The 18,302-nt window shown below is 70.6% G+C and carries 16 protein-coding genes; 5 read left to right on the top strand and 11 right to left on the bottom strand.

Annotated features, from left to right (window positions below; translation table 11 throughout):
• Positions 1-112 precede the first annotated feature (112 nt).
• Complete coding sequence (locus tag BFF76_RS23975) at positions 113-1,675, bottom strand: pectate lyase family protein (protein WP_065849041.1); 1,563 nt, start codon at positions 1,673-1,675, stop codon at positions 113-115.
• A gap of 494 nt (positions 1,676-2,169) precedes the next feature.
• On the bottom strand, positions 2,170-3,378 hold the full coding sequence (locus BFF76_RS23970) for a CaiB/BaiF CoA transferase family protein (RefSeq protein ID WP_065849033.1): 1,209 nt from the start codon (positions 3,376-3,378) through the stop codon (positions 2,170-2,172).
• A 267-nt stretch (positions 3,379-3,645) separates the two neighbouring features.
• Here BFF76_RS23970 and BFF76_RS23965 point away from each other — a divergent pair, with 267 nt between their 5' ends.
• Positions 3,646-4,716, top strand: coding sequence for a glycoside hydrolase family 43 protein (locus BFF76_RS23965; RefSeq protein WP_065849040.1), 1,071 nt, complete (start codon positions 3,646-3,648; stop codon positions 4,714-4,716).
• Positions 4,717-4,842: 126 nt separating this feature from the next.
• Here the strand turns inward: BFF76_RS23965 and BFF76_RS23960 are convergent, their stop codons facing one another.
• Positions 4,843-5,469, bottom strand: a complete 627-nt coding sequence (locus BFF76_RS23960) for a TOPRIM nucleotidyl transferase/hydrolase domain-containing protein (protein ID WP_065849032.1) — start codon at positions 5,467-5,469, stop codon at positions 4,843-4,845.
• A 227-nt stretch (positions 5,470-5,696) separates the two neighbouring features.
• Complete coding sequence (locus BFF76_RS23955) at positions 5,697-6,968, bottom strand: MFS transporter (RefSeq protein ID WP_167359525.1); 1,272 nt, start codon at positions 6,966-6,968, stop codon at positions 5,697-5,699.
• 304 nt (positions 6,969-7,272) lie between these two features.
• Here BFF76_RS23955 and BFF76_RS23950 point away from each other — a divergent pair, with 304 nt between their 5' ends.
• Positions 7,273-8,190 (top strand): universal stress protein, encoded by a 918-nt coding sequence (locus tag BFF76_RS23950; protein ID WP_053931118.1) that lies wholly within the window; start codon positions 7,273-7,275, stop codon positions 8,188-8,190.
• A gap of 60 nt (positions 8,191-8,250) precedes the next feature.
• Here BFF76_RS23950 and BFF76_RS23945 read toward each other — a convergent pair whose 3' ends face one another.
• The 4 genes from BFF76_RS23945 to BFF76_RS23930 form a co-directional block, all read right to left on the bottom strand.
• Positions 8,251-9,426: a spore photoproduct lyase family protein gene (locus BFF76_RS23945; protein ID WP_065849031.1), complete on the bottom strand. Its 1,176-nt coding sequence runs from the start codon at positions 9,424-9,426 to the stop codon at positions 8,251-8,253.
• Positions 9,427-9,529: 103 nt separating this feature from the next.
• Positions 9,530-11,041, bottom strand: coding sequence for a cryptochrome/photolyase family protein (locus tag BFF76_RS23940; RefSeq protein ID WP_065849030.1), 1,512 nt, complete (start codon positions 11,039-11,041; stop codon positions 9,530-9,532).
• A 221-nt stretch (positions 11,042-11,262) separates the two neighbouring features.
• A complete protein-coding gene (locus tag BFF76_RS23935) occupies positions 11,263-11,604 on the bottom strand; it encodes a DUF3140 domain-containing protein (protein WP_031098204.1) in 342 nt (113 codons plus the stop codon).
• The gene (locus tag BFF76_RS23930) at positions 11,601-11,828 is read right to left on the bottom strand and encodes a hypervirulence associated TUDOR domain-containing protein (protein WP_065849039.1); all 228 of its coding nucleotides are present in this window, start codon (positions 11,826-11,828) and stop codon (positions 11,601-11,603) included. Before BFF76_RS23930 ends, BFF76_RS23935 begins: the two co-directional genes overlap by 4 nt.
• Positions 11,829-12,058: 230 nt before the next feature.
• Between BFF76_RS23930 and BFF76_RS23925 the strand changes: the two genes are divergently transcribed.
• Positions 12,059-12,703 (top strand): dihydrofolate reductase family protein, encoded by a 645-nt coding sequence (locus tag BFF76_RS23925; protein ID WP_031098207.1) that lies wholly within the window; start codon positions 12,059-12,061, stop codon positions 12,701-12,703.
• Positions 12,704-13,458: 755 nt separating this feature from the next.
• Here the strand turns inward: BFF76_RS23925 and BFF76_RS23920 are convergent.
• Entirely contained in the window at positions 13,459-14,964 is a 1,506-nt protein-coding gene (locus tag BFF76_RS23920; protein ID WP_065849029.1) for a SulP family inorganic anion transporter, read from the bottom strand.
• A gap of 419 nt (positions 14,965-15,383) precedes the next feature.
• Between BFF76_RS23920 and BFF76_RS23915 the strand changes: the two genes are divergently transcribed.
• Positions 15,384-15,788: a MerR family transcriptional regulator gene (locus BFF76_RS23915; RefSeq protein ID WP_042837046.1), complete on the top strand. Its 405-nt coding sequence runs from the start codon at positions 15,384-15,386 to the stop codon at positions 15,786-15,788.
• A 130-nt stretch (positions 15,789-15,918) separates the two neighbouring features.
• Here BFF76_RS23915 and BFF76_RS23910 read toward each other — a convergent pair whose 3' ends face one another.
• Positions 15,919-16,275: an ArsR/SmtB family transcription factor gene (locus tag BFF76_RS23910; RefSeq protein ID WP_053931116.1), complete on the bottom strand. Its 357-nt coding sequence runs from the start codon at positions 16,273-16,275 to the stop codon at positions 15,919-15,921.
• 175 nt (positions 16,276-16,450) lie between these two features.
• Here BFF76_RS23910 and BFF76_RS23905 point away from each other — a divergent pair, with 175 nt between their 5' ends.
• Positions 16,451-17,527 (top strand): NADH:flavin oxidoreductase/NADH oxidase, encoded by a 1,077-nt coding sequence (locus BFF76_RS23905; RefSeq protein WP_053931115.1) that lies wholly within the window; start codon positions 16,451-16,453, stop codon positions 17,525-17,527.
• A 115-nt stretch (positions 17,528-17,642) separates the two neighbouring features.
• Here BFF76_RS23905 and BFF76_RS23900 read toward each other — a convergent pair.
• Positions 17,643-18,302: type VII secretion system-associated protein (locus BFF76_RS23900; RefSeq protein ID WP_420877221.1), on the bottom strand; the 660-nt coding region annotated here is incomplete at its 5' end.

The following is an 18,302-nucleotide window of genomic DNA, read 5'->3' as shown; positions in this document are numbered from 1 at the left end:
CGTGCGTGGCCGCCTGTCCCCGGAGGATTTCGGGGACAGGCGGCCACGAAGGTCCCGCTCCGCCCGTCCCGGAGGTCTCCCCCGGTCCCTGACAGACGCGGGGACCGGCCCGTTATCCGGCGTACGTCTCGAACTCGGCGACCTTCGGAGTCCCGGTGGAGCCGGTGATCTCGAAGGTGATCTTCTTCAGCGAGGTCTTGGGGACGGCGATGACGCCCGCCCCGCTGCCCGAGGCCAGGACGGCACCGGTGTCGCCGTTGAGGACCTTCCACGAGCCGATGCTGCCGGTGGAGCCCGACGCCTCACGGATGCTGATCCTCGAGACGGAGGTGGCGGTCCCCCACTTGACCGAGATGGAACCGGTCGAGCCGGCCGGCGACCAGTAGGTGCTCATGTCACCGTCCCGCACGTTGCCGTAACTCGAACCGTCGGCCTTGCTCGAGCCGTCGGAACCGGCGCCGATGCTCAGGTTGGTCCCGCTGGGCTGGGTGGGGTCGGGCGTGGGGTCCGTCGGGTCCGGCGTCGGGTCAGTGGGGTCCGGCGTCGGGGTGGGGGTCGGCGTCTGCGGCGAGCAACTGCCGTCCGACACCTTGAGTCCCTTGCCGGCACCGGCCGTCGCGCCCACGATCGCCGGGACACAGCTCGCGTTGTCCAGGGTGTAGGGGTAGGGGATGCTGACGGTGGTGTTGGACTTCGGGTCGGGCCCGGCGGGGTTGTTCTCGCTGCCGGGGGCGGACCAGGTCACGCTGTCGAAGGTGTTGCCGCTGACCTGCCAGTATCCGGCCGCGTCGGTGTAGAACGTGCCCAGGACGTCCTTGGAGTCCTTGAAGTAGTTGTTGTCCACCTTGGCACGCGCGCCGGCCCGGGAGTTGATCCCGGACTCGTTCAGCTTCACGTAGTAGTTGTTGTAGATGTGGGCGATGCCGCCACGCAGCAGGGGCGCGCGCGAGTCGATGTTCTCGTACAGGTTGTGGTGGTAGGTGATGTAGCCGTTCGACAGCTCGGTCTCGCTGGACCCCACCAGACCGCCGCGTCCGGAGTTGCGCAGGGTGCTGTAGGACAGCGTGACGTACTGGGTGTTGTCCTTCATGTCGAAGAGGCCGTCGAATCCCTCCGACTCACCGCCCGACGCTTCGAGGGTGGTGTGGTCCACCCAGACGTTGCGGACGTCGCTCTCCATGCCGATGGCGTCACCGCCGTTGGATGTGGGCGAGCCCGACTTCTTGACGTTCTTGACGGTCACGTTCTGGATGATGATGTTGCTGGACTCGCGGATATGGATGCCCAGTTGGTCGAATACGGCACCGCTGCCCACGCCGACGATCGTGACGTTGCTGATCTGCTTGAGCTCGATCACACCGGCGGCGGTGTTGCAGCTGCCGCCCGACACCTTGGCGGTGTTGGCGTGGTTGACCGTGCCCTCGACCTCGATGGTGATCGGGGTGCTGCTGCTGGCGCGACCGCACAGAGCCTCGTGGATCGCGGTGCCCGTCGTGGCCCGCACCGTCGCCCCGCCGGCACCGCCGGTGGTCCCACCGTTCTGGGTCGCGTAGCCGGTGGCACTGCCGGTGACCGCTGCCGACGCCTCGGGCATCGAGAACACCACACCGGTCGCGGCCGCCACGGCCATCGTGGCCAGCGCGGCGTTGAGTCGCAGTGCGACTGGTCGTCTCATCTTCGTGTCCCCATTCGTCTTCACATGCTGGTGTTGCTGCTCCATGCCGCGGTCGCAACGGCGGACCGACGGAGCTGACGGCGCATCACCGTGCAGCCATGTCGGCGGACTGCTCTGATCAAAGCCCTGCGCCGGACCGGCGGCGGCTCATGCGCGTCCGTCACGACGGCCGTCGCGACGGACGCTTCCACCGGCCCGGACACAGGAGGGGAAAGCGCTTTCTGTCCGCGACAATAGAGCGCCCGCCGCCGAACTGACAAGGTTCATGACACTTGCGAAATCCGGCTCCGCCGTGCGGCGAGGGACAGCAACGACCTTTGGTGCAGACGTAGTTCACCGACACATCGTCGACGACCGGGGCGACGCCGCATGGGCGAGGAGAGGCATGGCGGACCGGAGCGCTCCGCAGGTGATACCGAGGGTCGTTCACCGTCCGCTCGACGAGGACCCGACACGGCCATGAGGGCATCGAGCCCCGCTCGCGGGCCGGGTGGTCAGACGGCGCCCTCGGCCCGCAGGGCGTCGATCCGGTCAGGCGCGTATCCCAGCTCGGCCAGGATCTGGTCGGTGTGCTCCCCGACGGCGGGGACGGCGTCCATGCGCGGGACGGTGCCGCCGAGTTCGACGGGCGGCAGCAGGGCGCTCATCGTCAGGCCGCCGGGTACGGGCACCTCCCGCCAGCGGTCCCGGCCACTCAGCACGGGATGCTCCAGGAACTGCTTCACGTCGTTGACCGGGGCGTTGGCGATGCCGATGGCATCCAGCAGCTCCATCACCTCACCACTGCCGGACGCGGCGATCCGGACGGCCAGGAGCGCGTCGACCTCCTCACGGTGGCGCACCCGGGCGGACCCGGTGGCGAAGCGCGGGTCGTCGGTGAGGCCGGGAGCCTCGAGGAACCGCGCGCAGAGGGCCGCCCATTCGCGTTCGTTCTGCACGGAGAGCAGTACGTCCTTCCCGTCGGCCGCGGTGTAGGTGCCGTACGGGGCGATGGTCGCGTGCCGGGTGCCGACCCTGGGCGGCTGTGTCCCGCTGTACGCCGTGTAGTAGGCGGGCTGGCTCATCCATTCGGCCAGCGCCTCGAACAGCGAGACCTCCACGGCGCGTACGAAGCCGCGGGTCGCCCGGGTGAACAGCGCGGTGAGGATGCCGCTGTAGGCGTACATGCCGGCGGCGATGTCGGCGACCGACACCCCGACCCGGGCGGCCTCCCCGGCACTGCCGGTCAGGGATACCAGGCCGGTCTGGCACTGCACCAGCAGGTCGTAGGCCTTGCGGTCCGCCCATGGTCCGCTCGATCCGTAGCCGGTGACCGAACACGGGATCAGCGACGGGAACCGCTTCGCCAGGGCGTCGGGGCCCAGCCCCATGCGCGCGGCCGCACCGGGCGCCAGGTTCTGCACGAACACGTCGGCCTGTGCCAGGAGTTCTTCGAGGACTTCCCGGCCCTGTTCCGATTTCAGGTCCAGGGTCACCGATTCCTTGGAGCGGTTCAGCCACACGAAGTAGCTGGACTGGCCGTGGACCGTGGTGTCGTACCGGCGGGCGAAGTCACCACCGCCCGGACGCTCCACCTTGATCACCCGTGCTCCGAGATCGGCGAGCTGCCGGGTGGCGAAGGGAGCGGCCACCGCCTGCTCGATGCTCACGACCGTGATGCCGGACAGCGGCAGTTCATCGGCGGGCGCTGCGTTCTCGGCCATGCGCCGTCCTCCGGAGGTGTCGGTGAACCGAGTGGGAGCACCATCATGCGCACTCGCGCGAGACCGGGCTGCACCATTGACATGCACAGGACCAATCGCGATGCTGTGGAAGCGCTCTTTTCATCGATGTACACGTCGAGGGCAAGCGGGGGACACACGTCCTCGCGACCGCCGCCGACACGGTCCTGACCAGCCTCTTGTTCTCGTACCGACCGCCACTCCCCGGTGCCGCGTCGGCTCCGGGGCCGCCAACCGTGGAGCGGGATGATGAAGCTCTCTCGTCACCTTTCCGGTATCGCCGTGTTCGCTCTGTCCGTCCTGCTCGCCGCAGCGATGTCCCTCACCTCCGCCGGGCCCGCGCGAGCGGACCGCACAGGTCTCCAGGCCGCTGACCCCAGCGTGATCCGCGTCGGCGGCACGTATGTCTCGGTGCAGTCGGCCGGGGGCGGCATCGCCGTACGGCAGGCCTCGTCGACGGCGGGTCTGGCCTCGGCACCCGCTCGCCGGATCTGGTCGGACACCCGCGACCTGGGCGAGGTCTGGGCTCCGGAGGTCGTGCGGGACGGCGGCCGCTACTACGTCTACTTCTCGGCCGGGAGGGGGGCCGCCCACCGGATGTACGTGATCAGCTCGGCCACGGCGGACAGCGGCTACACCGCGGAGACGAAACTCGCGCTCGCCGACGGCAAGTGGGCCATCGACGGCACGATGTTCACCTTCGGAGGGCAGCGCTGGTTCGTCTGGTCCGGCTGGGCCGGCGACACCAACGTCGAGCAGAACCTCTACATCAGCCGGATGAGCAGCCCGACCACGCCGGCCGGTGCGCGGTACGTCATCTCGCAGCCGCGGGAGAGCTGGGAGCGGGTGGTCGGCAACCCGTTCATCAACGAGGCCCCCGAGGCGATCAAGGATCCGAACGGCCAGCTGCACATCGTCTATTCCGCCAACGGCAGCTGGAGCGACCAGTACTGCCTGGCGGATCTGCGGCTCCGGGCCGGCGGCGACCCCACGTACGTCTGGGACTGGTACAAGTCGAACGGCTGCCTGTTCGGTTCCGCACGCGCCACGATGATGCCCGGCTGGGATCCGACCCTGTACGTCGACGGGCCCGGCCACCACAGCTTCGTCCTGCTCGACGGCGACATCGGCACGAGCCCGCCGGCCGGCCCGCGGTTCCCCCTGATGTTCCACGCGGTGGCGAAGGGGACGCCGTACTCGTGGGCCAACCGGTACTGGTACACGGGTACGTTCAGCTGGTGGGGCGGCATCACCTACAGCCGCGCCAACGTCCCCGGCTCCCCTACCAGCACCGGCTGGAGCCTCAAGTTCTTCGAGTGAAGCGGGCGAGGGCGGATTGAGGGGCCCCGTCCGCGGAAGGTGAGTGCTGCTGCTCGCCGGGACCGCGTTCGGGCTTTCCCGCGTTCCCCTCTGGCTGCGCGTGCGCGAGACCGCCGTGCCGCCCGGTCAGAGACCGGCGAGGAGGCCGTCGAGCGGTTCGGGTACGCGGCCGGGGTCCAGGGCCTCGACGAGGACGCGGCCGTAGTGGATCTTGCGCCCCTTCTTCGTGCCGAGGAAACGCCGCAACTGTTGCTGCGAGGTGCGGCCCCGCTGCGCGGGCTGGTGCAGGAATGTCCGCAGGGCGCGCAGATCGCCCTCCGTCCGGACGAGCTCCTCCACCCGCGTCACGCCCAGTGCGCGGATCAGCTCGTCCTCCAGATCCGCCGCGCAGACGAAGAACCCTTGCTGCGCCGCGCCGGCCCGCTCCAGTCCGCGGGCGTAGTAGCCACGCTCCGCCTCGTCGACCAGTCCCATGAGGCGGAGGCCCAGGCCGGGCGGCCCGAGGATGTGGGCGAAGCGCCCGACGCTCATCGCACCCCCCATCGCCAGCACGCAGACTCCTTCGGCTGCCAGATTCCGGCCGCGGCTCGCGGCCAGCGCGTCGACCGCCGCGACATCGCTCGGTCCTTCGAGCAGCACGACCGTCCGGACGGGCAGCCGCGCGGCCAGCTCGCGCGCGGGGCCACCGGGGCCACCGGGGCCACCCGCCGCCCACGCGGTGACCGCTTCCTGGAACTCCCCCATGTCAGCCATGCGCCGAGTCTCCACCGCCCCCGGCCGCCACGGTAGGGATTTTCCCCGGGCACGGCCGCCCGCACCGTTCCGAAAGCCCGGCCGTCCGCGGCCAGCAGACGCTGATTCGTGTGCACAGGCCGACAGCATCGGCCTGAAGTCCGGACGGTGAGGGGCGCTCCGTGTACGGTGCCGCACCGGTCCGGGCAACACCGACGGGCCGGGGTGTCCAGCAGGGCCCGTCCTCGCTACGCCGTACGCTCCACAGCGTCCGGCGCCCCGTCCACGGCCCTGACTTCAGTGTCCTGCGAAGCCCTGAGACCGCGTACGGAGGGGGACAGGAGAGCCGCCGCTGTGGCCAGCACGATCAGGATCGCGCAGCCCGCCAGGGCGGGGCCGGTACCGACCGCGTCGGCCACGGGACCCGCGACGAGCAGACCGAGGGGCGCGAAGGCCAGCGAGCCGAACCACTCGTAGGAGCTGACCCGGGAAAGGACCTCTTCGGGGATCTCGCGCTGGACGGTGGTGGCCCACAGCACAGCGAAGACGTCGGCGGCGACGCCGGAACCGAACATGGCCGCAGCGATCGACCACACCGGTGCCTGCCAGGCCAGCAGTGCGATCGGTGCGGCGGCGGGGAACGTGGCGAGGACCGCCACCAGCACGGGACGCTCCACTCGGACCCGTGCGGCCAGACCCGCGCCCGCGATGGTGCCCAGCGCCTGAGCGGCCACGATGACCGACCACGCCCGCGCACCGCCCAGGTGCTCCTCGGCCACCAGGGGGCCCAGTACACCGACGTTTGCGTTCAGGGCGGCGACCACGATCGTGTACTGCGCGACCACGGGCCAGAGCCACCGCCTGGATGAGAACTCCTCCCAGCCCTCCCGCAGGTCCGCCCAGCCGGACGCTGCCTTCGGCGGCCGCCCTGCCACACGCAGCCGCAACACCAGTACCGCGCTGACCGCGAAGGAGGCCGCGTTCAGCGCGAGCGCCCAGCCCGCCCCGACCAGCGCCACCGTCACACCTGACATCGCCAGCCCCAGGAGCAAGGACATGTTGGTGCCCACCCGCAGATGAGCGTTGGCCTGTTGCAGGCGTTCCCTGGACACCAGGAGCGGCAGAACACCGTCCATCGCCGGGGAGAACAGGGCGGTCGCCGTTCCGGCGAGGACGGCCAGGACGCACATCGCCGCCAGCGGAGCACGGCCTGCCAGGACCATGACGGCCAGACCCCCGTATGCCACCATCCCGACCCAGTCGGCGATGGCCATCAGCCGGACCCTGGACATCCGGTCCGCGATCACCCCACCGACCAGGATGAACAGCAGCTGCGGCAGCGCCTGGCAGGCCAGCACCAGCGACAGCCGCCCCGGGCTCGCACCGGGCAGCGCCAGGACTGCGAACGCGAGCGCCACGCGCGCGAAGCCGTTGCCCAGAACCGAGATGATCCGCGCCGAGACGAGCAGTACGAACTGGTGGTCGCGCCAGAGCGGCGCCGGACCCGGGGTAACCGTCACAGCGGGCGACCCTATGACTGCCGCGGTGGTGTGCTTGCGCTGTTAACCGGCCAAGTACGAAAGCACTGCCCGGCGGCCGCGGAACGGGACTGCGGACTTCTCCTCGCACCGGTAAGCCCGGACGGTCATGCGGCGGCGCCCAACTCCCACTCGTGGTGCGGCAGGAGCCAGGGTTACCAGCCCGCCGGGCCGGCCCCTGGGGTGGTCCATCTCCTTTCCGGGCCCCCTCCCGCACTGGCCGCACCGCGTCCGGCGGTGACAGCATGAAAGTACGAACAGAAGACGGCTGGCACTAGGAGTCGCCATGCGTACCCCGATGTCCGGCGCCACTGGACGGCCGAGGACGGTCGTGGGAGTGGACGGTTCGGAGCAGGCCAGGGCCGCAGCGCTCTGGGGTGCGGCCGATGCCGCCCGGTTGCAACACGGCCTGTTTCTCGTTCACGCCACCAATCTGGACCGCCTGGACCGATTCGCTTCCTTCGAGACGTCCGAGCACGTCCAGGACAAGGGCAACGCCCTGCTGGCGGAGGCCGAGAAGGAGATACGGCGCCGATTCCCCTCGCTCGACCTCACGGTGAAGATGAGCCGCAGGAATCCCGTGTCCGCGCTCCACGCGGCTGCCCGGCCGGGCGACACGATCGTCGTCGGCAGCAGGGGCAGCGGCGGGTTCGGCCCTCTTCTGCTGGGGTCGACCGGTCTCGAAGCGGCGGTCGGCAGCCCTGTCCCCGTGATCGTGGTGCGTGGTGAGAGCGGCCGGGAGGACGGCGCGCCGGTCACCGCCGCGGTCCGGGACGAACACGACGCCGTGTGGCTGGCCCGCACCGCACGGGAAGCGAAGGCGCGCGGATGCGCCCTGCGTCTGCTGAACGTCCGGCGCCTGCTCGCCGGCTTCGGCGGCCGTCCCGCGCTGCCCGAGGACGCCGGGGGCCCGGGTGAGCAGCTCACGGACGACCTGGCCGCCCGGCTCCGCGCGGAGAGTCCTGGCCTCACCGTGCGGACGGAGGTGGTCACGGCCCGGTCCGTGGCGTCCGCCCTCGTCGACGCGAGCCGGGAGGCCGGGCTCCTGGTCATGGGCAGCCACGAGCGGCGCGGCATGTCGGTCCTGGGGCTCGGTCACGTCGTCCACGCCGCGCTGCATCATTCCCACTGCCCTGTGCAGATCGTGCCGTACGCACGTGACAGTCAGGGGGTCAGCGAGGAGGGTCTCGGGGAGAGCGACTGACCGAGGACGCGGCCGCCCCCGCCGCGGCGCGGGGTCGCGCCGGTCCCGTACGCGCCCTTGTCAGAAGGCGTACCGGATGCGCAGCCACGGGGCGTGCGATGCCAGCAGCTGCTGGATCCGGGTCAGGGACTGCTGTTTGATCTCGCGGGCGTAACGCACGTTGAGGGCGCCGTTCTGTGAGCGCTTGGTCTCCTGGGCGGCGGGCTGCCACAGCACTTCCTCGGCGCGGGGATGCCAGCCCAGGTTCACCTCGTGGAGCGACTGGTTGTGGGTCAGCATGATGATCTCGGCCGCCGCCTGCTCCTTCACACGGGCGGGCAGGACGTCGTCGAGGTGGATGAGCAGGTCGGCCCAGTCCCGCTGCCACCCCGGGCGCAGGACGACGGGCGAGAGGTTGAAGTGGACCTCGTAGCTGGCGTCGAGGAAGTCGGCCGCCGCGGCGATCCGCTCGGCGACCGGGCTGGTACGGATGTCCAGCAGCCGGGCGTCGTCGGCCGGCATGAGGGAGAAGCGCACCCGGGTACGCCCCTGAGGGTCGAGCGCCAGCAGATCGGGGTTGACGAACTTGGTCGCGAAGGACGCCTTGGCCGTCGGCAGCCCACGGAACGCGGCTACGAGATCCGCCGTGTTGTCGCAGACTAGGGCGTCGACGGAGCAGTCACCGTTCTCGCCGATGTCGTAGACCCAGGCCTGCGGATCGCACTGGTTGGGTGTCGTCTTGGGGCCCTGTGCCCTGACGTGGCGCCGGACGTGGGCGACGATCGCCTCGATGTTGGTGAACAGGGTGATGGGGTTCGCGTAGCCCTTGCGCCGGGGCACGTAGCAGTAGGCGCAGGCCATCGCGCACCCGTTGGAGGGGCCGGGGGCGATCCAGTCGGCCGACCTGCCGTTGGGGCGAGTCGCGAGGGTGTGCTTGACCCCGAGGACGAGCGTCTCGGTCTTGATGCGCACCCAGCGGGCGATGTTGCCGTCGTTGCCGTGGAGCGAGGGGATGCGCCAGTGGCTGTCGACCTCGGTCACCCGCACCCCAGGCAGCCGGGCCATGATCTGCCGGCCGCGCGGGGAGTCCAGGGCCGCCGGCTCCGCGTAGACCTCCCGTACGTCGAGCAGCCGGCGTGCCTGTGGGCTGTCCCGGAACGGCTGGTGCGCGGCCTGCGCCGGTGGGGCGTCCGGCCACCCGAAGAGCGCTTGCTGTTCGGGCTCGCCCGAGGCGGATCCTGCCGCCGGTCGCTCCACGTACTTCTCCTCGCTACGACGGCCGACGGCCCGGTGCCCGCGCCCGTCCGGCCCTGGACCCATCATGCCGCGCCGCGCGGGTGCGTCGTCCTGCCCGGGGGTCTCAGTCCCGGCGCTCGCGCTCCTGTTCCAGCAGCTCGTCGAGATCGCGGAGCCGGTCCAGCCCCCGCACCGCCTGCGTCATCCGGGCGTTGCGTTCGAACCGGTCGCGGTGGCGGTGCAGAAGGTTCCAGTAGCCGGCGGTGAAGGGGCAGGCGTCCTCACCCACCCGCACGGACGGCTTGAAGCGGCAGGGGCCGCAGAGGTCGCTCATGCGGTCGATGTAGGCGCCCCCGGACGTGTAGGGCTTGGTGGTCATGCGGCCCCCGTCCGCGTACTGCGACATGCCCACCACGTTCGGGACCATGACCCAGTCGTAGCCGTCGACGAAGCTGCGGTGGAACCAGTCGGTGACGGCCCGGGGCTCCCAGCCCCGCTGCAGGGCGAAACTGCCCAGGATCATCAGTCGGGGGATGTGGTGCGTCCAGCCGGTCGTCCTGACCTGTTCGAGCACATGGGACAGGCAGTTCGCCTCTGTCGCGTCCGGGGACAGTTCCGTGAACCAGTCGGGCAGACGCTCGTGGTGGCGCAGGGCGTTGTTCTCACGGTACTGCGTACCGAAGTACCAGTAGACGTGCCAGACGAACTCGCGCCATCCGGCGATCTGCCGCACGAATCCCTCGGCACTGTTGAGAGGGACGTCGCCGGAACGCCACCGCGCCTCTGCGCGTTCGACGCATTCCGCGGGGTCCAGCAGACCGAGGTTGAGCGACGAGGAGAGCAGGCTGTGGCTCATCGTGGCGTCGCCGGCGAGAACGGCGTCCTCGTGCGCGCCGAACGTGATCAGGCGGTGTTCGACGAAGCGGCGGAGCGCTGCGAGTGCCTCGCGGCGGGTGGCGGGGAATCCGCGCGGCCCGTCCTCACCGACGAACTCGGCGTCCCCCTCACGCTCCCAGCGGTCGAGGTCCGACCGCACCTCGGCGTCGATGTCGCTCTCCCGGGGCCGGTAGGGCGCCGGGACACCCAGGTCCGGGGCTCCCTTGGGCGGGGGCTGCCGGTTGTCGTGGTCCAGGTTCCATCGGCCGCCGACGGGCCGGTCGCCCTCCATCAGCAGGTCGTGGGTCTGGCGGACCCAGCGGTAGAAGTCCTCCTGCCGGAGGTGCTTCGTGCCGCGGTCGTCCGCCCAGTTCCTGAAGTCGTCGTGCGTCACGAGAAAGCCGCGTGCCGGCAGGACGCGTACGGAGGGCAGCGCGTGCACGAGGGCGAGAGCGGCATGGGACGTGGGATGGTGCACGGTCACCGGACCGCCCCCCACCGCCTCGCGCAGGCCCTGCCGGTAGGTGTCCGCCCTGACGTACCGAACGCGGTCACCGAGCTCGGCGGCTCGATGACGCATCGCGGAAAGCACCAGGTGGGCCTTGGCGCGGTGGAAGCGCCGTCGCCGGAAGACGCTGCGGGCCTCGATCATCACCAGCGGCGCGTCCCGGTGGGGGCCGCCCCGCGCCGGATCGACGAAATGCGGTCCGAGCTGGTCGCCGAACAGCCAATGGGGGGTGCCGGACTCTTCCTCAGCCATGCCGCGCGCTCCATCGACGATCTGTTGCCTGGCCGGGCCGTCTGTGCGACGCGACGCTGTCCTTCACCGATCAAAGCGCACGACGCCGTGTGCCCTGCCCCGCAACGCCGGTCGTCCCGCTTCTCGCGCGCATCGGCACGCACTGCCACGTACACGCCCGGTGGGCCGGCCCCGTTCCGTACGGGGCGCGCGGTCTTCGGCCGGTCAGGGGAGCGGCGCGGTCACGACAACGGGTCGTGGCCCCAGTTCATGAGGGAGTACCGCCACGGCGTATCGGTGATGTCACCGGAGGGGCGCTGCTTCAGGTGCCGGTGCACATAGCCGACTACCTTGCGCATGTGCGCGACGTCGTCATCCGCCAGATCGGCTTTCTTCTTCTCCAGGAGTTCGACGATGCGGCGCCCGGAGGCATGCCCCACGCTCTCCGCGTCACCGTCCGACTGGCCCGCACGCTTCGATTCGTCCGTGGCCAGCCAATTCCTGAGGCCGCGGGGGGTCATGTTCACGGCCTCGCCGAACTCCTCGATGGTCTCGTCCCGGTCCGCGCCCTCCTTCCCGCTCACGAGCCGCCGCCCTTCTTGCGCAGGGACTGCGGCTTGTGAACGGCTCTGCGGCCGCTCTTGTCGCTCTCGACCTCGTACTGCGGTTCGTCCTTCGAGGCATCGACGGTGCGCCCGGCCGCTTCCTCGCGTCCCGTGATCTTCTTCTTCACTTCTCCCGGGACGTTCTGCCCATGACTGCTCCAGGAGACCTGGTCGCCCTTGCCGAGCTTCTTTTCCTTCGCCACGATGAGCACGCTCCGTCCGCTCGGCCCCCACGGTGGAGAACATTTCTCACTTTCCCGCTGTTCGATGCCCGGCGCATCACGGCGGAGGCGCTCCCGTCGGCGTCAGTGAGGCAAAGTGCTCGGCCACCGCAATGGGGTGTTGCCCGATGGCAGGCCGCCCCCGGACGCGACGATGAGTTCTTCCGGCCCGGAGAGTCTTACCGTCGTCGTCGACAACCCAGGAGGAACATGTGACCCAGCTGCTGAGAGTCCAGAACTTCAGTATCTCAAGTGACGGCATCGCCGCCGGCGAGGACCAGAGTCTCGAACGTCCATTCGGCAACGTGGATCCCGGGCAGCTGTTCGCCTGGGCCGGCGCCACCGCGAGCTGGCCCATGCGCACCGATCCGGGGGGCAGCCGGGGCCTCGACGACTACCTCACGCGGGACTTCGCACGCAACATCGGCGCCGAGATCATGGGCCGCAACAAGTTCGGCCCCCAGCGTGGGCCCTGGAGCGACCACGAGTGGCGCGGCTGGTGGGGGGACGAACCTCCCTTCCGGACACCGGTGTTCGTGATGACCCACCACGAGCGCCCTTCGTTCACGCTCTCCGACACCACGTTCCACTTCGTCGACGCCGACCCGGCCACGGTCCTCGGCCAGGCGCGGGAGGCGGCACAGGGCAAGGACGTACGGCTCGGCGGCGGCGTGACGACCATCCGGCAGTTCCTCGACGCCGGTCTCGTCGACACCATGCATGTGGCGGTCTCGCCCGTGAAGCTCGGATCCGGGCTGCGGCTCTGGGACTCACCCGACGAGCTGCTCGACCGGTTCCACCTGGACGTCGTGCCCAGCCCGAGTGGCATGACGCATCACCTGTTCTGGCGGAAGTGACACAGGGGGTATGAGGGCGTGTGGTGCCCGCCGGGTGCGACAGGCACCTGGCGGGCACCACGGTCTCCGGGTCAGGAACCGTTCAGCAGGTCTCCCCCGTGGTCGCGGCGTGCGGAGCCCGGCCGCTTCGTGTCCGTCGCAGTGACCGTCGTGAACGGCAGTACGAGCCGGGACCGGTGGGCGGCGTCACGGTAGCTCTTGTGGGTGACGGGGCGGCCCACCGGAAGGTGGAAGGCGTCCGGTGGCAGCAGCGTTCATTTCGCCTACGAGGCGGTCCGCCCCGGGCACTGCCGCCGGGTACTCACCACCTCCCGGGCGTGGGGCGAACTGTGGACCTCGACGGCATCGCCCGCGAGCAGCGCATCGCGCTGCTGCGCGCCCGCGACACCTACGACTGCTCGTTCACCGACTGGTTGTACGGCCCGAGGCCCTGACCGTGGACGAGGAACCCCGATGTTCACGCCGGTCCCACTGTCCTCGGCGGTCGTCGGGGAACCTGTCGGCGCCCTCGCCGCGACGGCAGGTGGCGACAGCCCGGTGTGAGCGGGCCGCCGCAGATTCGCCGCCCCTACGGGACCGGCTCGTCCAGCCCTTCGGCGAGCCGGTCCGCGGTCCGCGCCGGGGCGGTCACGGGCGCACCGGTGTCACAGACGTGTCGTCTCCCGTGGTTCACATCGGAGAGTTCACAGCGGAAAAGTTCACAGCGGACAACTCATGGGCGTGGCTGACCCCGTACCTCCGACGACGGGGCACGGTCAGTGGCCGCCGTTGAGTTCGCCGCTCAGCCGTGCGTGGATCCGGGCGCTCGGCTCGTTGAGGCCGATGATCTCGACGGTCTTGCCGCGCTGGGCGTACTTGGTCTCGATGGCGTCGAGGGCGGCGACGGACGAGGCGTCCCAGATGTGGGCGGCGGTCAGGTCGATGACGATCCGGTCGGCCTCGGTCGCGTAGTCGAACCGGCCGACGATGTCGTTGGACGAGGCGAAGAACAGCTCGCCGGTGACGGTGTAGACCACGGCGCCGCCGTCGGGGCCGGTGACCGCGGTGACGTCGGCGAGGTGGGCTACGCGCCTGGCGAAGATGACCATGGCGGTGACGGAGCCGACGACGACGCCGATGGCGAGGTTGTCCGTGGTGACCACGCAGGCCACGGTGACGGCCATGACGGCGATCTCACCGGCAGGCATCCGCTTCAGCGTCCCGGGTGCGACGGAGTGCCAGTCGAAGGTCGCGAAGGACACCATCACCATCACCGCGACCAGTGCCGCCATGGGGATGTCGGAGACGACCGGACCGAAGACGATGCACAGCACCATCAGGAACGCGCCCGCCAGGAAGGTGGAGAGGCGGGTGCGGGCACCGGACACCTTCACGTTGATCATCGTCTGGCCGATCATGGCGCAGCCGCCCATGCCGCCGAAGAACCCGGTGACGATGTTGGCGATGCCCTGGCCGACGGATTCCCGGGTCTTCGAGGAACGGGTGTCGGTGATGTCGTCGACGAGCTTGGCCGTCATCAGCGACTCCATCAGACCCACCAGCGCCATCGCGAGCGCGTAGGGCGCGATCGTGGTCAGGGTGTCCATCGTGAACGGCACGTCCGGCAGGCCGGGCACCGGGAGGGAGGACGGCAGGTCGCCCTTGTCACCGACGGTCGGCACCGCGATGCCGGCGGCGACGGTGATCACGGTGAGGACGACGATGGAGACCAGTGGGGCCGGGACCACCTTGGTGATCTTCGGGAAGAACACCATGAGTGCGAGGCCGCCGATGATCAGCGGGTAGACCGGCCAGGGCACGTCGCGCATCTCGGGGACCTGGGCCATGAAGATCAGGACGGCGAGTGAGTTCACGAAGCCGACCATGACGCTGCGGGGCACGAACCGCATCAGCTTGGCCACGCCGAGCGCGCCGAGGACGATCTGGAAGACGCCGGCCAGGATCACGGCCGCGACCAGATAGCCGAAGCCGTGTTCGCGGTTCAGGGGCGCGATCACCAGCGCCACGGCACCGGTCGCCGCGGAGATCATCGCGCGGCGCCCGCCGACGACCGAGATGGTCACGGCCATCGTGAACGAAGCGAACAGGCCGATCGCCGGATCGACGCCGGCGATGATCGAGAACGAGATCGCCTCGGGGATCAGGGCGAGCGCGACCACGAGACCGGCCAGGACCTCGGTACGCCAGACCTTCGGATCGTGCAGCCAGTCGGGGCGCAGGCCGCGCAGGCGGGCGGCCGGGGACAGTGCGGACGTGGACAAGATGAGCTACCTGTCGTGCTCGGGCACGCCCGGCGGCATCAGGGCGTGCGGAAAGAAGTGGGAATGCGGGCCGGCCGTCCGCGAAGCCCACGTACGGCGGGCCGGAGGTCGCAGGAGCGGCAGGCGCGGGCGGAGGGGCTACGGGGCCGCCGCCCAGAGGCGGAGGATCACGGCGGGCAGGCGGCGGCGCCGGGCGTCATGGGCATGCGCGCGCTCAGCTCCTGCGGGGATCGGTCTTTGCCGGAGGCGTCATCGGCCACGGCACGGCTCACGGCTGCGGGACCCGGGTGGGCGTCCCGTACGAAGGGAGCGGCGGACGGCAGGAGCCGCCCCCGGGGCTCCGCAACTCTACCCTAACGTTACAGTAGAGATCGACGCCGGCCGCCTCGGCCCTGGCTGCAGAAGAGGAAGGGCGCCGCGTGAGCAGCGAGCACATGCAGATCGGCGAGGTCGCCGCGCGGACCGAGCTGTCGCTGCGCACCATCCGGCACTACGAGCAGACGGGCCTGGTCACCCCCTCCGCCCGCTCGCAGGGAGGGTTCCGCCTCTACACCGAGGCCGACGTCGCACGCCTCATGGTCATCCGGCGGATGAAGCCGCTCGGCTTCACCCTGGACGAGATGCGTGACCTTCTGGAGGCCACGGACCGCCTCGACGCCGACAAGCCGCCCCCGGCCGAGGAGAGGGTGCAACTCCTGGAGCGCGTCAGGGAGTACGAGCTCACCGCCGGACGGAAGATCGAGGACCTGCGGGTCCAGCTGGCCCGCGCCGAGGACTTCGCCGCCACACTCCGCACCCGTCTGGAGCGCACCGCGCGGCCTTGACGGACCCGGCCCGCGCCCGGCCGCGGGCGCGCGTGACACCGAGGCCCCGCCACCGACCGGTGCGTTCGACGGGCCGATCACCGGCGCCGCAGCATCACCGGCACGGCAGCGGGGACGCGGAGACCTCTCCTCAGCCGCCGGAGCCCTCCCCGGCGGCAGCGGCGAGGACACTGTCGAGCAGACCGGGGAAGCGGTCGTCCAGGTCCTTGCGCCGCAGTTGGTTCATCTTCGCCGTACCCCGGTAGATCTGACGCAGCACCCCGCTCTCACGCAGCACCCGGTAGTGGTGCGTGCACGTGGATCTGGTGACGGGCAGTTCGATCTCGGAGCACGCCAGCTCCCCGCCGTCGGCCGCGAGCGCACTGACGACACTCAGCCGTACGGGGTCGGCCAGGGCGTGCAGGACGTCGCCGAGACGGATCGCGTCGGGGTCGGGGTGCGGCAGTTCCCGTCCCCGCGCGGGGACGGCGTCCGGCTGCTTCGTCATGACCGGTCAGCTCCTGGGCGGTGGTATCGGCTCCCCGCGGAAACCTTTGTACGAGGATGTTCGTAATTTGACAGATGACGTACTACGCCATTTATCGTAGTTGCCGTCGTCCGGCCGCCCCACCCGGCATCCCCTCGACATCCCCCCTCCTCTTCCCGACCGACGGGAGCTTTCCGTGAGTGCCCTCTTCGAGCCGTACACCCTGCGGTCCGTGACCATCCCCAACCGCGTGTGGATGCCTCCGATGTGCATGTACTCCGCGGCGCCCACCGGACCCGCGACGGGCGTGGCCACGGACTGGCACTTCCAGCACTACGGCTCGCGTGCCGCAGGTGGTACGGGCCTGATCATCCTGGAGGCCACCGGCGTGGCGCCCGAGGGCCGCATATCCCCCAACGACCTGGGGCTGTGGAACGAGACCCAGGCCGCCGAGCTGCGACGGACAACCGGATTCCTGAAGGAACAGGGCACCGTCCCGGGAATCCAGCTCGCGCACGCCGGGCGCAAGGCGTCCACCGGCAGGCCCTGGGAGGGCGAGCACCCGGTGGGGCCGGACGAGAACGGCTGGCAGCCGGTGGCCCCGAGCGCGGTGGCCTACCCCGGTCTGCACGTGCCGCAGGAGCTGACGACCGAGGAGATCCAGGAGGTCGTGAACGACTTCCGTACGTCGGCCCGGCTGGCCCTGCGGGCGGGCATGCAGGTGGTCGAGGTGCACGGCGCCCACGGCTATCTGATCGGCAACTTCCTCTCCCCGTCCAGCAACCGGCGCACCGACGCCTACGGCGGCAGCTTCGAGAACCGCATCCGGCTCGCCGTCGAGGTGGTCGACGCCGTACGCGAGGTGTGGCCCGAGGAACTGCCTCTGTTCTTCCGCGTCTCGGCCACCGACTGGCTGGAGCAGGACGGCTGGACGCCGGAGGACACCGTCGCCCTCGCCCGGATCCTCACCGAGCACGGTGTCGATCTGATGGACGTGTCCACCGGCGGCAACGCGTCCGGCGTGACCATCCCGACCGGCCCCGGCTATCAGGTCCCGTTCGCCTCCCGCGTCAGGCACGAGACCCGGATGCCGGTGGCGGCCGTCGGCGAGATCACCGAACCGGAACAGGCCGAGAAGATCCTCGCCAACGGCGAGGCGGACGCGGTCCTCATCGGCCGGCAGCTGCTGCGCGAGCCCACCTGGGCACGCCGGGCCGCCCGCGAACTGGGCGACCAGGTGCGCGTACCCCCGCAGTACGGCTGGCGCCCCTGAGCCCCGCACGCAGGGCCGGCGCCCCTGCACCGGAGGCGCGCGGGGGCACGAAGCGCGTGCACCGTGCCGGCGGGGCAACTCGCACCGTGGCAGCGCGGAACACGCTTCCGCGTGCTCAAGAACCCCCGCTGGTGATCGGACCTGCCGTCACCCCGGTCTCCGGAACCGGCGGCTCTCCCGGCTCCGGTTCGCCGGTCTCCGGCCCGTCGGCCCCGGGGGCCGCCGCCTCGCGCAGCACCTCCGCGAGCCCGTCCGTGGTCAGCACCATGCCGACCGGGGCGGAGCTGTTGAGGGACAGGCTGTGGCCGGCAGGGATCCGGCCGAGCAGATCCACCACGGGCAGCCGTTCGAACCCCAGCTGCCCGGCGGCCTGGAGATAGCGGGGGGAGGTGTAGACGGGAATCACGGCCGTGCCGTCCGGCGCCGACGCGCTCACCGGCTCGCCGTCCGCCGTGACCAGCACCGCGACCTCCGCCCGGGCCAGGGCGGCGGTGACATCCTCCGCCGGGCCGTACCCGGTGGTGGCCAACTGGATGGCGCGGTCCACGTCGTCAGCGGGCTCGGGCCACCCCATCGCCGCGGGCGACGGCCGGTACTCCTCGTTGTCCTCCCACTCGACGATCTCGCCCTCGGAGTCGGAACGCCACTGGCCGACCACGGCCCACTCGGGCGGCGGCCCCTCCCCCTGCCAGGCGGGATCGGACAGGTAGAGCCAGTGGTCGGGTGCCAGCCTGGCGGCCTGGAGGAATTCCTCGGGAGGGGCGGGGTCCAGGGG

The organism is Streptomyces mutomycini, from assembly GCF_001700505.1.
Classification (GTDB): domain Bacteria; phylum Actinomycetota; class Actinomycetes; order Streptomycetales; family Streptomycetaceae; genus Streptomyces; species Streptomyces mutomycini.
This window is presented reverse-complemented; position numbering and strand designations above follow the sequence as displayed.